12 protein-coding genes and 3 pseudogenes are annotated in these 14,692 nt (G+C 63.8%); 6 read left to right on the forward strand and 9 right to left on the reverse strand.

The genetic code is table 11. The features are described 5' to 3' along the window. Positions 1–76: 76 nt before the first annotated feature. A pseudogene (locus tag NVV99_RS25410) lies at positions 77–313 on the forward strand (transposase); the annotation flags it as partial. Positions 314–438: 125 nt separating this feature from the next. Next, positions 439–594 (forward strand): hypothetical protein, encoded by a 156-nt coding sequence (locus tag NVV99_RS25415; RefSeq protein WP_156666319.1) that lies wholly within the window; start codon positions 439–441, stop codon positions 592–594. A 24-nt stretch (positions 595–618) separates the two neighbouring features. Here the strand turns inward: NVV99_RS25415 and NVV99_RS25420 are convergent. The 4 genes and pseudogenes from NVV99_RS25420 to NVV99_RS25435 all read right to left on the reverse strand — a co-directional run. Beyond that, positions 619–1,053, reverse strand: a pseudogene (locus NVV99_RS25420) (transposase); the annotation flags it as partial. Positions 1,054–1,115: 62 nt separating this feature from the next. After that, positions 1,116–1,937: an IS21-like element helper ATPase IstB gene (gene istB / locus NVV99_RS25425; protein ID WP_068158116.1), complete on the reverse strand. Its 822-nt coding sequence runs from the start codon at positions 1,935–1,937 to the stop codon at positions 1,116–1,118. Continuing rightward, positions 1,934–3,289 (reverse strand): helix-turn-helix domain-containing protein, encoded by a 1,356-nt coding sequence (locus NVV99_RS25430; protein ID WP_068158111.1) that lies wholly within the window; start codon positions 3,287–3,289, stop codon positions 1,934–1,936. Before NVV99_RS25430 ends, istB begins: the two co-directional genes overlap by 4 nt. A 137-nt stretch (positions 3,290–3,426) precedes the next feature. Next, positions 3,427–4,308 (reverse strand): annotated as a pseudogene (locus tag NVV99_RS25435) (IS256 family transposase); the annotation flags it as partial. Here NVV99_RS25435 and NVV99_RS25440 point away from each other — a divergent pair. Next, positions 4,301–4,594, forward strand: a complete 294-nt coding sequence (locus NVV99_RS25440) for a hypothetical protein (RefSeq protein ID WP_156666277.1) — start codon at positions 4,301–4,303, stop codon at positions 4,592–4,594. The pseudogene NVV99_RS25435 and the gene NVV99_RS25440 sit on opposite strands and share 8 nt — an antisense overlap. Before the next feature lie 10 nt (positions 4,595–4,604). Here the strand turns inward: NVV99_RS25440 and mcrC are convergent, their stop codons facing one another. The 3 genes from mcrC to NVV99_RS25455 form a co-directional block, all read right to left on the reverse strand. Continuing rightward, a complete protein-coding gene (gene mcrC / locus NVV99_RS25445; protein WP_064257655.1) occupies positions 4,605–5,657 on the reverse strand; it encodes a 5-methylcytosine-specific restriction endonuclease system specificity protein McrC in 1,053 nt (350 codons plus the stop codon). Then, a complete protein-coding gene (locus NVV99_RS25450; RefSeq protein ID WP_082921202.1) occupies positions 5,654–7,897 on the reverse strand; it encodes an AAA family ATPase in 2,244 nt (747 codons plus the stop codon). Before NVV99_RS25450 ends, mcrC begins: the two co-directional genes overlap by 4 nt. A gap of 250 nt (positions 7,898–8,147) precedes the next feature. Further along, positions 8,148–8,720 (reverse strand): hypothetical protein, encoded by a 573-nt coding sequence (locus NVV99_RS25455; RefSeq protein ID WP_219130582.1) that lies wholly within the window; start codon positions 8,718–8,720, stop codon positions 8,148–8,150. A gap of 920 nt (positions 8,721–9,640) precedes the next feature. Between NVV99_RS25455 and NVV99_RS25460 the strand changes: the two genes are divergently transcribed. The 3 genes from NVV99_RS25460 (at position 9,641) to NVV99_RS25470 (ending at position 12,177) form a co-directional block, all read left to right on the forward strand. Then, a complete protein-coding gene (locus NVV99_RS25460) occupies positions 9,641–11,035 on the forward strand; it encodes a DUF4041 domain-containing protein (RefSeq protein ID WP_064257652.1) in 1,395 nt (464 codons plus the stop codon). 372 nt (positions 11,036–11,407) lie between these two features. After that, complete coding sequence (locus NVV99_RS25465; protein ID WP_064257651.1) at positions 11,408–11,806, forward strand: hypothetical protein; 399 nt, start codon at positions 11,408–11,410, stop codon at positions 11,804–11,806. Continuing rightward, the gene (locus tag NVV99_RS25470) at positions 11,806–12,177 is read left to right on the forward strand and encodes a helix-turn-helix domain-containing protein (RefSeq protein ID WP_064257650.1); all 372 of its coding nucleotides are present in this window, start codon (positions 11,806–11,808) and stop codon (positions 12,175–12,177) included. The genes NVV99_RS25465 and NVV99_RS25470 overlap by 1 nt, the downstream gene beginning before the upstream one ends. An 88-nt stretch (positions 12,178–12,265) precedes the next feature. Here NVV99_RS25470 and NVV99_RS27195 read toward each other — a convergent pair whose 3' ends face one another. Together NVV99_RS27195 and NVV99_RS25480 are read right to left on the reverse strand one after the other, a co-directional pair. Beyond that, positions 12,266–12,673 carry a hypothetical protein gene (locus NVV99_RS27195; protein ID WP_308072595.1) on the reverse strand — a complete coding sequence of 136 codons (408 nt, stop codon included), beginning with the start codon at positions 12,671–12,673 and terminating at the stop codon, positions 12,266–12,268. 564 nt (positions 12,674–13,237) lie between these two features. Then, a complete protein-coding gene (locus tag NVV99_RS25480) occupies positions 13,238–13,945 on the reverse strand; it encodes a hypothetical protein (RefSeq protein ID WP_064257648.1) in 708 nt (235 codons plus the stop codon). Positions 13,946–14,692: the final 747 nt, after the last annotated feature.

Raw genomic sequence — 14,692 nt, forward strand, 5'->3', positions numbered from 1 at the left:
TGACCGACCACTTGCAGCGTCTCGATCGCTGATTCGATGTGAGATCAGGGTTGATCTCATCCCTGAGGGCCGGATAATCGAGCGGTTGAACAAGGAAATCAAGCGTCGAGCCGATGTCGTGGAGATCTTCCCGAACCCGGCGGCGTTCCTGCGTCTGGCGACCGCGGTGGTCATCGAGCAGCACGACGAATGGCAGGTCACCCGCCGCTATGTCTCGGATGTGAGCATGGACGAGCTCCGTGCGGTGATCGCCGCGAAGGAACACGCTACCGAACCGGCGTTGTCGTTGACCGGCTCAAGCGAAACAGCATAGTATTCAGCACGACTCGTTGATCGCTACGTGTGCTGCAGAGCCAATCCGAAGTCCACCACTCCACGGGGCGCTATCGTTCGATCTGGATCGGGTAGTGGACGAGCGTCGACTGGAGTTGGAGATGTGTGGGCGAGCTCGATGAAGACGCCGACGCCGAATCGCTCACCGGTAATGCCACGGGTGAGGCGACGGGGACGTTTGTGCCCGAGTTCGTGCCGTTCGCCGGTCGGGACGGCAATCTGTTGTTGTCAACTCCCGCCCCGGTGCGCTGTGAGAAATAGTCAAATCCTGTGGATCGAGGGTCGTCAGGCGACCTCGGACACCGGCGAATCAGGTGACGGTTCGGGGGTGATATCGACGGGCCGTTCGAGGAGCTTGCCCTTGTGGAACAGAGCGCCGGCCCGTACGAGCGCGACCAGGTGTGGCGCGTTGATCGCCCGCCACCGGGACTGCGCGGCCTCGATCAGCTTGTAGGCCATCGCCATCCCCGCCGCCCTCGAACCCGGGCCCTTGGTCACTTTGGTCCTCAATCGCACTGTGGCGAAGGTGGATTCGATCGGGTTGGTGGTGCGTAGGTGCACCCAATGCTCGGCTGGATACCGGAAGTACTCGAGCAGCACGTCGGCATCGTCGGTGATCTTCTTCACCGCCTTCGGGTACTTCGCGCCGTAGTCGCGTTCGAACGCCGCGATCGCCAACTGGGCCTTGTCGATGTCCTCCGCGTTGTAGATCTCCTTCATCTGATGAGGCTCAGCGAAGGTGCTCGCTTGTGCTCGTCGAAAGTGCCCACTCGTGGGCGGGTTCACTGTAGCGGTTGCCGGGTGCCGGTGGTGGCTTGACGGAGCTTTTCCGACCGGGCGTGGTGATCACGCAGCCGGTAGGAATCCCCGTCGAGGTTGAGTACCACCGATCGGTGCAGAAGCCGGTCGAGCATCGCGGCGGCGACGGTCGTATCGCCGAGGACCTCACCCCACTCTCCGACACCCCGGTTGGTGGTGATGATGATCGAGGTCTTCAGATAGCGTTGCGCGACAACCTGAAACAGTGCGGAGGCGGCCTCGCCGGGCAGGGGTAGGTAGCCGAGTTCGTCGATCACCAGCAGCGTCGGGCCGGCGTAGAACCGCATCGTCGTCGCCCACCGGCCTTCGATCGCAGCGCGATGGCAGCGGGCGGCCAGATCGGCGGCGGTGGTGAAGTAGGTGCGATAACCGGCATGCGCGGCCGCCCGCGCCAAGCCCACCGACAGGTGGGTCTTTCCGACCCCCGGCGGCCCGATGAGCAGGACGTTCGTCGCGGTTTCGAGGAACCGGCAGGTGCCCAACTCGGCGATCAATGCCCGATCGAGGCCGGGGGCGGCGTCGAAGTCGAAGTCCTCGAGACAGGCCGGGGTGGGCAGGCACGCGAACCGCAACCGCCCGGCGAGGCGGCGGGCTTCGGTGGCGTCGACCTCGATCGACAGCAGCTGTTCGAGCGCTGCGGTCATCGACAGACCGTCCTTCTGGGCTCGGTCGAGCACCGACGGCAGCGCTTCGGCAGCGTCGTGCAACTTGAGCGTCGCCAAGTGTCCTCGCAGACGCTGATAAAGACTTGCCGAGGTCGCGGTGGTGTCGGGGGTGGTGGTCATACGAGGGTGTTCCTTCCGCGGGCTGCGCGCTCGTAGGCGGCCAGGTCGACCACCGTCGATCGCGGTGTCGTCGACGGTGGGTGGCGGTCCGTGGTGTTGGTGCGCAATGCTGCTGCCGCAGTGAGCGCCTCGGGTCCGGGTGGGATGCGTTCTTTGCGGCGGTGCGGTCGGCCTCCGGCCGCGGCACCGGCCATCGCGGCCTGTTCAAGGGCGTGAACGTGGCCGTGATCGCGCACCACGGCGCCGGCCCCGTCCGGCGCCAACCGGTGGCGGGCGACGGTGATCTGCGAGGCGGTGACGATGTCGATCACCTCGTCGCCGAGCTGCCGGGTGACGGTGACCTGCGCTGCGGCCAGTTCCGGGGGCACCGAGTAGCGGTTGCCGCGGTAGGCCACCAACGCCTGCCTCGAGACGGTGCGCGGTTCGCTGAGCACCACCGGATACGGACTGCTCGGCATCGACGTCAACGGTTCCCGGTCGGCGACGGTGCGCACCGGGGCCTTGCCGTCGGCGGTGGCCCGCATCCGGGCATCGGCGCGTCGACTACAGAATTTGTCCACGCTCGCCTGGGCCTGCTCGACGGTGAGCTCGTCCGCCACGGTGCGCCACCATCGCTGGGCCGCAGTGTGATTGGACTTCTCGACGACACCCTTGCGATTGCCGGACCGCGGTGGGCAGATCGCCACCAACACGCCGTAATACTTGGCGACCCCGGCGAAGGAGGCAGTGACTTTTCCGCTGTCGGGGTAACAGACCGTCGACATTCGATCGAATCGCCAGGTGTGGGTCAGGCCGCCGAGTTTTCGGCAGATCCGGTCGAGGCCGTCGATCAGATGCGGCTGGGTCATGGCCGGGGCGAGCACCCCGCGCCACCGACCCGAATGCGCGAGCGATCCGACCAGCAGATATGCGGTCTTACCCCAGCCCCACGAGGCGGGTGGGTTCGGCAGCTCGACCCAGTCCCACTGGGTTTCCGCCCCCGCCGGATGGTCGATGACCGCGTTGGGGCGGTCGGTCGCGCACGCGCAGGCTTGGCAGACGGGCCGGAGCTTGCGTTGCCGGATCTGGCGGGTCAGCGTCTGATACGAGGCGGTGTAGCCGAGGTCTTCGAGTTCGTCGCACAAGGTCCGTGCCCACAGATGCGGATCCTCGGTCAGACGAGCGGTGACGTAGTCGACGAACGGTTCGAACGGATCCTCACCAGCGGGTTTACGGATGCCGGGGGTGGTGGTGCCGTTCAGATAGTTGCGGATCGTGCGCCGGTTTCGGCCGGTGTGCCGGGCGATCGCCGAGATCGTCCAGCCTCGTTTGTGCAGTGCGTGGATCTCCACGTCTTCCTCCCATGTCAACATGAGAAAGCGGTCTCCTTCGGGGTGCTGGTGCGTGGTCAGAGACCACCAGCATCGAAGGAGACCCGCCCTCATCGGCGGAGCCACACGGGTGAGCACTTTCGGTGAGCAGGTCTGAGCAGGATCAAAGAGCGCCATCACATCGCCGCCAACGCGCCCGGATGCGCCGACTTCGGGAGCGCAGCAAGAACATTGGCTTGCTTGTGGAACCAGCAGCGTTGCTCGCGGGTGTCGGGGAACACCTCCCGCAGCGCCTTCCAGAACCCGAGCGCACCGTCGCCGACCGCCAACGCCGGGGCGCGCATCCCGCGGCGGCGGCAGCCGCGCAGCAGATCGGCCCACGACTCGGTCGATTCGCGGTAGCCGTCGGTGAGTGCGACGAGTTCCTTGCGGCCGTCGGCGCGGACCCCGAGCATTACCAGCAGGCAGAGTTTTTCCTGCTCGAGGCGGACTTTCAGGTGGATTCCGTCGACCCACAGGTACACGTAGTCGACCTGCGAGAGGTCCCTGGTGCCGAAGGCCTTCGCCTCGTCCTGCCACTGGGCCGTGAGCCGGGTGATCGAGGATGCGGACAGTCCGGCGCCGGTGCCGAGGAACTGTTCGAGCGCCGGCCCGAAGTCACTGGTTGACAGGCCGTGCAGGTACAGCAGCGGCAGCACCTCCGATACCTGCTCGGACTTGCGAGCCCAGGCGGGCAGGATCGCCGAGGAGAACCGCTTGCGCTCGCCGGTATCGGGGTCGATCCGCTTGTCGTTCACGCGGGGCGCCTTCACCGCCACCGCACCCGCCGAGGTCACGACCTCACGTTCGGCGTGGTATCCGTTGCGGACCACCAGTCGGTGGCCGTGTTCGTCGACCTCACCGGCATACCGGGCTACATAGTCGGCGACCTCGGCCTGCAACGCCGCGGCCAGCATCTGCCGGGCACCGTCGCGGACGATCTGGTCGAGCAACGACCGGCCCGCACCGGCCGCATTGCGGGTCTCGTTGGAGTCGTCGTTGTTGTCTACTACCGTGAGCACGGGCGTGCCTTCCCGCCAGCGCGCCAACGCTGGTCTTGATCAGAATTCGGATTCCTTGCAGATCATCTTCCGGGAAGGCACGCCCGCCCGGGATCCACAGGTTCTGATCATTGCTCGTGCGCTGTACGGATGTGTCACAAAGTTCGACAAGGTCGGCGCCGATGACGTCAGCCCGCGGTGGATGTCGATCAGTGCCCTGCTCTCCGCCTTACCTGCCGCCGCCGAGAGTTCTTTGTGGTGGAAATACGGGGTTGGAAGTCAGCTTCGATGCATTACGTCCTTGTAGGAACAATGTGTTAGTTCTGAAGCCATGTGACGATGTCTTCGAGCTGAGTGCTGAGTTCGTTCCATGGACGGTTGAGGTCGAGTGTTCGAGCGCCGATGCGGTTGCCTTGGACGACGACGTCCAGTCCGGGCTGCGCAGGTGCTTCGGTACGCGCATAGAGCAATAGCCCGCTGACCGAGCCGTCGCGGTTCACGTCGGCGTTCTTCACGTACGTCAATACTTGGTACAGATTGGTCGAGTGGACAGTCGGCTTGCCCCACATCCCGGCCTGCATCGATCGGCCGTAATATTTCGCATCAATGATGAGTGCCCGGTGTCCACGCCGCAGTGTGACATCGGTGCGCATTGCCGGGAGCTGTTCGGCTCCGAGTGCGCCTGCATCGTCGTAGTCCCACTTGACGGTGGAGCCGGTGGGGGAGAGTTCGGGGTGGTGGACGATGTAGTACTCGCGCAGGAATCGTTCATACAAGCTGCTCATCGCGTCGTCCGAGACCCATGAGGTGAGCTTGGTGCTTCCGGCATCCTGTGTGGGGAGGAGCCCGCGGACGATCAGTTCACAGACACCGAGCAACAGCCGGTATGTGGCGTTGGCGCGGTGGTAGGTCAGCGTGCGCCAGCGGATCGATGTCGGCGCGATCAGCGTCACCGCGTCCAGGTATGGCAGAAGCCGACGCAGCGCAGCCCGGCGGGGCGCGGCGACATCACCGTGGCGGAGGAGTAGGACGATGACCGACTTCAGCGCCCTGTTGTGGGGCGTGTCGAGCTCGTACTCGTCGAACTCGCACACCAGCCTTCCTCGGAACGTAGAGCGAGTGGCTGCGGTGCGAGTGATATCGATACGTCCGCGAATGGTGGCGAGCGCTTCGCTGCGGTGCAGGTAGTCGCGATGAAGACCGCGCTTGACCTGTGTGCCGACGCCACGCACGAGAATTTCCGCGAACAGATCGTGAAGATGGTCGAAGGCCTCGGCCGCGATTCGGTCGTTGCCTTCGCTGCGGATCGCTCGAAAGGCATAGGCCATCATCACGTACACGTTACGGATAGCGATGGACCTCTCGGTCATGCGACGGCGGCCCTGAGCCTGCTGGCCCACTCCTCGGCCGTGGTCGGCTCGTCGAACCAGTACTCGTCGAGAAGGGGGATGAGTTCGTCCTCGACCACCGAGTACAGCCATTCATCGTCGGTGGCGCCTTCTGGAGGGCTGGAGAGGAAGCTGTGTCCGATGGCGAAGCCCTGGCCGAGTGCGGGGTCGTCGGCGATGGTCTTGTTGAGGTCGATGACCACTTCGACGAGGCGGTCGAGGGTGGGACTTCCAGCGTCTTGCTGCCAACGGGTGAATCCGGCAGAGTGGAAGCCCGGGGTCATCTCGAAAAATCCGAAGCGACGACGCAGTGCGTAATCCAGGACGGCAAGGCTGCGGTCGGCGGTGTTCATCATGCCGATGATGTGGACGTTGGTGGGGACGGAGAACGTCTCGTTCTTGTACAACAGTCGGAGGTCTTGTCCGCGTTTGTCGGCTTCGATGAGCATGAGCAGCTCGCCGAAGATCTTGGAGATGTTGCCGCGGTTGATCTCGTCGATGATGAAGAAGTACGGCCGGTCGGTGTCGTCGGCGCGGGCCTTCTCGCAGAAGCGATAAAACGGCCCTTCAGTGAGCGTGAAACCACCGGTCTCGGTGGGCCGGTATCCCATCATGAAGTCCTCGTACGAGTAGCTCTGATGGAACTGGACCATCTGGACCCGACTCGGATCCTTCACCCCCATGATCGAGTATGCCAGGCGCTTTGCGGCGAAGGTCTTCCCGACACCGGGCGGGCCAGCGAGGATGACGCTCTTCTTCCGCGCCAGCAGAGAGCGCAAACGTTCGTATCGCTCCTCCGGCAGATAGACCTCCTTGAGGAATGCCGTCTTGTCGTAAGCCGGAAGTGGCGTCGGAGTCCCGAGCAACTCCGGCTCTTCCTCGCCGGCGATGAGCTCTTCAAGGTTCTCGACGTAGTCGTGATAGCTCGTAATATCGGTCAGTGTTTTGATTGCGGCATCCCCGGGGTGCTCCCAGGACCCCATATGGGTCCACTTCACTGAGCGCACATGGCGATACGAGGTGCGACCCGGCTCGAACCGGGCGCTGGAGGTGACCTCGCCGCGCCCGACGATCTCGCGCCGCCCGCGCTTGGCATAGACGATGTCGCCCACGGCGATCTCGTTCTGGAACTCCCACACTGCAAGAACGTCGTTTCTCAACGACCCGCCGGTCCCCTCGACGTCGAGTGCCTGTCGAATCGACTCTCGACTCGGGTACGTAGCGAGGTCGTCGAGCTCGTCCCAACCGATCGCCATGATGCCGCTGGACGAGAACTCCTCCCACTCCGAAGCTTGCGGCCCAGGGGAGTAAAGCCAGTAGTGGCGTGGACGAGGCTCAACCAGCTCACCGACTTCAACGTCTGTGAGAGTCGATTCAGCGCGGGAGGCGTCCCAGAGCTCCGCTACCCCAGGTGTCCAGAAGTGGAACGGTCCCTCGACCTCGTGAGCGAGGGCGGCGCGGATCGCGAGTAGATCGCGGTCGATCGAGCCAGGGGTGCCGCCTGACGCCCCGCCGATTCGATCGGCCAGACCATCACGGATTTTCACCTTCATCGAGGCCGAAGAGATCGGCTCGAACACATCGGGTCGCGCAAGGAACTGCAGGGCGTTGCGGATGTCGGAGCGGTCGTCACCGGAGGCGAGCATGACGCGCTGCAGCTCCCACGGATCGCTCCGCGCTGACTCGCGCTCGGCCTCCGACAGGCCAGTCCAGTGGCGCACGAAGGTCGAAGCCCAAATGACGTGTCGCCACAGTACCCCGTTGTACCAGGAACCGGGGTCGAACCCTGCGGTCCCGGCCGGGCGGTCAAGCCAGGTGGACATTGGCTCCGGGATTGCCAAAGGGGAGTCGAGATGCGTCAGCACCCGGTCGACATGGGCCCTGCGTGTCTCGGGGCGGGCCGACCGAAGCGCGTGCTCTCGTAGGAAGACGAGTTCGGCCGCAAGGAGCACGACCTCACGAGATGCTCCTTGAAGTTGCCGGTCGAGCTTTTCCCATTGGCCCTGGTCCTTTCCGACGATGGGGTTGTCCCCAATTCTGGCCCGAAGTTCTTCTGCCGCCTCAGCTGTCCAGATCGTGGTCGCCGGGTCGATCACGGACCGACCGTCTCCGAGCATATGAGTGAACACCTCGCCGATCTCGCGCGCGATCTTCATGTCAGGGACCGGCCGTGAAGATTCGAGGGCAAACTCTGAGTCGACATCAAAATGATCATTGGCCATGTCTGCAGTCTGCCCGATCGTTACCCGCGCAAGGTATAGGCGTCCCCCCGCGATTAGCGATGAAAACCTCAAGTCGCGGCGGCAAAGACGCAGGGCTCTGGTCGACGACGGGGTCGAACGAGCCGATACGCAAGGGCTCTCCACTGAACTCCGGCCCAAACTTTGCGTAAAGCTGCATCGTGCTACCAGCTGGCCCGTCGTCGATCAAGGACACGATGCTGATCGACGACGGGAAAGGGCGGGATGTCAGCTATTCGCTGCTGCCACTGCTGCCGAGAATCGGCGGTAATACCGGGGTGGGTTCCGGTTCCGGCTCTGGTTCCGGTTCGGGGGCGGGATCCGGAACGAGTTTCACGACACGGCTGGTGGAGGTGGTGCTGCTGCCCTCGAGATACGAGACGGTGACCGCATCCTGGGGTCCGACTGCAACACCGGTAGGATAGACGACACCGGTGAAGGGCAGCGCAGTGCGGGTGCCATCTGCTCCGAGGCGGACGATTCGGGGAGCGTCGCCTTCTGCACCCGCGAGCACGGGCGATCCGTCAGTTGCAGCGGCGACATCGAGCAGGTCGAACCCGGGTACCGCGGTCTCGGTGCGGGTTCCATCACGCCTGACTGTCACAACCGCCGAATCTCCGTCCCGAAACTGCGCATCCCCGATCAGGATGTTGCCGGCCCGGTCCAGATCGACACCGCGTGGTTGTACGAATCCGGTGACCGTTTGAGTGATGTCGCCACTGGTGATGTCCGCTCGGATGACCTGCGCGTCGTCATTGCCGGTCCCGCAGTCGAGGACCACGAGTTCGGTGCTGTCAGTGGCCACATCGCAGGGGTTGTGGACTGCGAGAGGGATCTGGGCGGCACCACCACCTGGAGGGATTCGAGTCACCCAGCCGGGCGCCACCTCTCCCGTACGTGAGAGCGAACTTCCCACCGTGTAGACGATGGAGCCATCGTTCGCCCGGGCGATACCGCTACCACCGCCGGGAGCGTCGACGGTGAAACCCCATTGTGTTCCGTCGGTACCGACGTACGTGATTCGAGCGCCGGTGACGGCTCTCCGCTGCGCGGTTCGGTGCCGGGGTCGATGGATGCGGCCTCGTGGTCGACGACGGTGTGGTGCTGGGGATGGCATCATCGATGCTGACCCCGATTCCCTCCGCGTCGTTCATCGAGCAGAAAGCGTGATGGCACATGGACTATCGCAGCACCGACGCATCCGACCGTCGCCGTGACCCGCGCGAGCCTCGGCGCCGGCCGGACCCCACGGCGGAGCAGACCGCGCCCGGACCGAACATGACGGACGCGATCCACCGCCGGCTGTTTTCCGACTACACACCCACCGCTGGACCGCGCTGACCGGTATGCGTGCGGCACGGACCTCGGCGATCAACTCGTCGGGCAGTGCCCGCACCCCGTTTCGGCCCAGGACCGACCGCACGAGCTCGCTGAGGGAGAGCCCGAGCACCTGTCCCAGCTCGGCGAGCGTGGTGGCTCGGAGTGCTGGCCAGGGACGGGATCGAGGGGTTCGGTGCGGCACCGCTGCCGCAGGCCGTGAGTGCGCCGAAAGCGGCGAGCCCGAGGGCAGCAAGTCGAAACGCGGTCTTCATATCCGGTGGATCGTCGGACGGTCCGGAACGGTTACCGGATTTGTCCGGTCTTGTCTGTGGGGCACGGCGAAATGCCACGCAGATGGCATATCCCCGATGACACGAGCGCGGTGGGATCTGATATCTGTTGGCGATGACTGCACCACCTGGATGGCATCCCGATCCCGAAGGCGCCGCGCAGCTGCGCTGGTGGGACGGAACCCAGTGGACCTCTGCGACCCAACCGCTCGTTCCGGAATCTGTACAGCCGTCCGAGTCCCTACCGCCGTCGAGCTCGCCGGAGTCCTCGCAGCAGCGCATCACGCTGTTCAATGCGAAGAAGCGTGCCCAGGAGCTGCAGTCCGAGGTGGATCGCTTGCGCCGTCTGGTCGATCAGATGGGGCTCGGTGGGGTAGCAGCGCTCGATGCCGAAACCGCGCGCCTGAACGACCAGGTTGCCGCGTTGCGCGCCGAACACACCAACCTGGCCGCGCAGATCACCGCAGCACGAGCGGAACTCGTCGAAGCCCACAGTCAGCAAGAACTCCAGACCGTGGCGTTGTACCGGTATCACCACCCGGCAGAAACGTCCGTACAGCTCAAGGATGAACTCGCCCGCGTGCAGGCAGCGATCAAACAGGCGGTGCGCGACAAGACCGCGATCACCGCCACCTCGAACTTCACGTTCAACAACTCCGCAACGCAGGGGCGAAAGTTCGTCTCGGAGATGTCGAAGATCATGCTGCGCGCCTACAACGCCGAGGCGGAGAACTGCGTCAAGACCGTCAAGGCCGGAAATCTCGCGGCGGCGTCCGCACGACTGTTCAAGGCTTCCGAACAGATTGCCCGTCAGGGGCAGATGATCGCTCTACGCGTAACAGATCACTATCACCGCCTTCGATTGCGGGAACTCGAACTGGCCGCCGATGTCCACCAGAAGGTCCAGGAGGAAAAGGAAGCCGAACGCGCGCGGCGCGAGGAGTTGCGCGAGCAACGCAAAGCCGAGCAGGAACTGGCCGCCGAACGCGCCAAGCTGGACAAGGAATTGGCGCACTACCAATCGGCCTTGGCCACGTTGGAGGCGAACGGCGACAGCGCTGCTGCCGAACGCCTGAGATCCAAGCTCGTTGATGTCCAGCGCGCCATCGATGACGTCGACTATCGGGCAGCGAACATCCGCGCCGGGTACGTCTACGTCATCTCGAATATGGGCGCTTTCGGAATCAACATGGTCAAGATCGGGATGACCCGCAGGCTCGACCCGATGGACAGGGTGCGTGAACTCGGTGACGCATCGGTGCCGTTCCGCTTCGACGTGCACGCCTTGTTCTTCTCCGAGGACGCGGTGACCGTCGAAGCCAGACTGCACGAAGCATTCGCCGAACGGCGGGTCAACAAGGTGAACCCGAGACGCGAGTTCTTCTACGCCACTCCCGAGGATGTCCTCGAAGTGCTAGGTCGGCACGTCGGCGAGGTGCTTTCGTTCACCGCCGAACCCGAGGCGGAGGAATACCTTCTCAGCATCGGGAAGAAGGACGCCGCATTCTGACCGGTGGACTGTGGGGCGGCCCCGGCGGATAGTTGGGGCCGGCTCGGATACATCTGCGTGCGTGGAATATTGACGACGCACACCCATCGACAAGAGCTCCCGATCCCGTGAGGCTCATGGTGACTCACGACAAGCGCTGCCCCTTGTTCGTCTACAGTTTGCGGGCGCCGACGGATCTGCGCGACGGTGCCGGGATGACTGCGGTGACATCGTCACTGGCAGGTTGGACAGAGGGGTTCGTTCGCCTTGTGTGCACCCGGTGCGATGTCGGCCCGTCTTGCTGGTGGTGTGTTGATCTGGGGCCGAGGTCGCGGCTGACACATCACTTTGTATGGCCTTGACGACATATGGTTTTGATGCCATATTGGGGGTGTGGACGTAGATGCCCCGGAAGGGTTCTGGGACTGGCTCGACCGTATCGAAGTCAAAGCCAGAGGAGGTGACGAGCATTCTCGGCGCATCCTTGCTCGGGCTGTCGACGCACTGAAACTGCTGCGGGATCTGCCCGGGCCTCCGGACGAGGACAAGCCTGACCTCAAGCGGGTACGTCAGTTGGGTCGGTATCCGGTGTGGCGCACAGCCCGTCCTTTCGACCCTGGCATTGCGTTCCGCTTGATCTGTTGGTTCCCGCCGAACAGCAACACCGTGGTGGTGGCGCTGTTTGCGGGCGACAAGTCGAGGATCGGTGACGTGTTTTACAACAGTGTCGGCCCCCGAGCCGATACCGCGATCCGAGCATGGAAGTTCCAGGCAGAAGAAGGAGATCAGTGATGGCCGAACCGTTGGACCGGACCCGATTCACCCGCGGAAACGACCGTATCGACCGACTGGCCGCGGACCCGCTAATCGCCGACGACGTCGCCCGTTACGCGGCCGAACGTGCGGAGGTCAACCGGATCTATGCTCAAGGTCTCGCGGACATCCGCAAGGCTGGCAACCTGACGCAAACCGAAGTTGCGAAGATCCTCGACACCGACCAGGGCACAGTGTCGAGGATTGAGAACCGGGATGATCTGCTGCTCTCGACCCTGCGGCAGTACCTGGCCGCAACCGGTGCGGTGCACGCGAAGATCGTCGTGGAGAAGGACGGTGTCGAGATCGCTCTCGACCTCGACACTTTCGCGTCATCGACACCCGCATGATGCGGTAGCGGCGTCCCGGACGGCATCGTCCGGGACGCCGTCTCGTTCTGGTTGTCAGCTGCTCGCATGGGCCGGTCATTGTCAGTCGTCAGTGCACTGCGAGGGCCCGAATCGTGCCGCGGCCCTCCTGGTCGGTCTTGGATTTGCGCAGCCGGATGTGCAACCCGTCGAGCCGATGCACCGCGATGTCCCTGCAGGTGAGGGCGACGAGTTCGCTGCGCCGGACCGCCCCCGCGAAACCGAGCAGCAGGATCGCGGCATCGCGGCGTTCCAGAACCTCATCGGCCCGACTCCGGCAGCTCGAGCGGGCTTTGTCGACGATGGTGAGGACGTCGGCGGTGAGTAGCGGTGCCCGCGGATTGCGGGGTCGGTCTCCGGCGGTGGGCGTAGTCGCGGCGGATCCTGGACATCGTTGCCGCACCAGGTCATCGCCGGTGGGGCTGGAGTGTCCGGCTTCGCGGTGATGATGCGCGATCGCCGTGAGATGGTGCGCCAAAGTGGCCGGGGGCGTAGGCGCGGGTGCCGTCCGGAGTGAGGGTGTCGGCGGCGGAGACCAGATATGCGGCGAGGGTCACCGGATGCGCCGGCAACGCGGCGTGTCCCTCGCTTCGTCACCAGGTGGTGAATGTCCGCCGTACCGGGGCGTAGGTGCGGCGGGTACCGGCGGAGCGGGCCGAGGCCACCGAGGCACCGATCCGCTCGAGGGTGTGCGGAAGTGTCTGTATGGAACATGAGAGTCGGCGCCACCAGGATCTGTCGCACTGATGAAGAACGCCGAGCCCAGGAGGCAGCTGAGCGCCTTAGGGAGCTTGAGGAGCAGTACGGCCTGGACCGTCTGCCCAACACCGAGGATGACCCGAATCACGACATCTACATTGACGTGCCGATATCGACGCCCCGGATGTCGACCTGCCGAACGTTGGCGGTTTTCTGTGTAGGTTGGCGGTTTTCTGTGTAGGCGGGCGCGTTGGTGTTGAGCGCTGGATAGCTGAGGTACGCACTGATGCCCCCGTCGTTGCCGCGGAAGGGGTGCGCCGTGCAGCTTGAATGCGGGTGTTCGTTAGTCCCACGGCGTCGAGGTGAACCCTGCTGCACGCATGTGTTGCCGTGCTTCTTCCTGAAACGTCTCGACCTGTTCCTTTAAGGTCTCGACATACCCTGCCTGCGCCCGTGCCGCGTCGGAAGTCTCGTACTTGGGTAGCCCGCGTTCCTGGCGGAAGACATTGACGAACTTGTCCAGCTCGATCGCTGCGGCTTGCATCGCCGCGTTCTTCGCCATCGGCTCGGTGGTCTGGCTGACTACCGTCCGGAGTGCCTCGAAGACGCGTACTGCTGCATCCTGCAGTTCAGTGGAGGCGAACAGCTTCAGGTTGCTCAGCGACAAACCGAGACGTTTCAACTCGGTCACCTGGGTCTCCACGAACGCCATCTTCTCCATGGCATTTGGGTCGATCTCTCCGGCATCGGACAGCACTTGGTCGCGAAGAAAGTTGAAGAGTTTATTTTCATCGATGACAGCGAGAAGCATGTCTGATGCCGTGGTGGCGTAGCTGCTGGCGGCTTCGAAGACGATCGCCTGATTGCGTTGCTCCTGCTCGCGTTCCGCTTTTCGGGCGTCGAGATCGTTCTCCTGATCGATCTTGCGAAGGTCGCTCTTCTTGGTCGAGACCAGGTTGAATCCTCCAGTTACCACCGCACCGAGGAGGGTGCCCGCGGGAACGCCCCACCAGAAGCCGGGCTGCGTGAAGAAGTCGGAGAGTGCGCTCATGGCGGGCAACCTAGCAACTACCCCTGACAGAAAGATCGCCGGTAAGGGCTTCCACACCGTTTGACGCTGGTTGGGCCGTGCGTGGATCCTTGTTGCGGATTGCACTGCGCCACCGCTCCGGGGAACCCGGGCCGCCTCCGGTGGGTTGGTTGCAGTGTGGTGTCGGTGCTGGTGGGTGTTTTTTGGTTGTGACCTGGGGTGATGCCATGTCCCGTTGTGGTGGGGTGCCGGAGACTGGGGCCGGCGGATGCGTGCGGGGGTCGGAGCGTCGGGGTGCGCGCGGGGCCTGGTGATGCTGGTTTTGGGCGTTTTTGAATTATGTTGTGCTGCAATATATCTATATAAATATATTGTCGTACAGTGATTTTGAGTGACTTTGCGCATAGGAACATTGGTGTTGTGTCGTATTTGGTTGGTAGCATGAGTATTTCAATGCTATCTGGTTCGTATAGTGTCCGGGTGTGTCTGGTGTGGTGGGGTATGATGGGTGCGTGACATCGGGACGGGTTGAGAGAGACGGGGGCAGTGCGTCCCCGTCTCTCATTCGGGTGGGGGGAGTCAATAGCGTGTCGATGAATTGTGTTGGTGAGACTGTTATTTTGATTTTGAGCGGAGCGCAGCGACGCGTTCGGCGGCAACGTGACGGGAGTACCGTCGAGCCGCGCAGCGGCTCCCTGGTGGGGAGCGTAGCGACCCGCCCCGTTCCCCGGCGCGGAGCGCCGGGGAAGCGCCGCGGAGATCGGAAGA

The sequence above is a fragment of the Rhodococcus sp. PAE-6 genome (assembly GCF_025290685.1).
Classification (GTDB): Bacteria; Actinomycetota; Actinomycetes; order Mycobacteriales; family Mycobacteriaceae; genus Rhodococcus; species Rhodococcus pyridinivorans.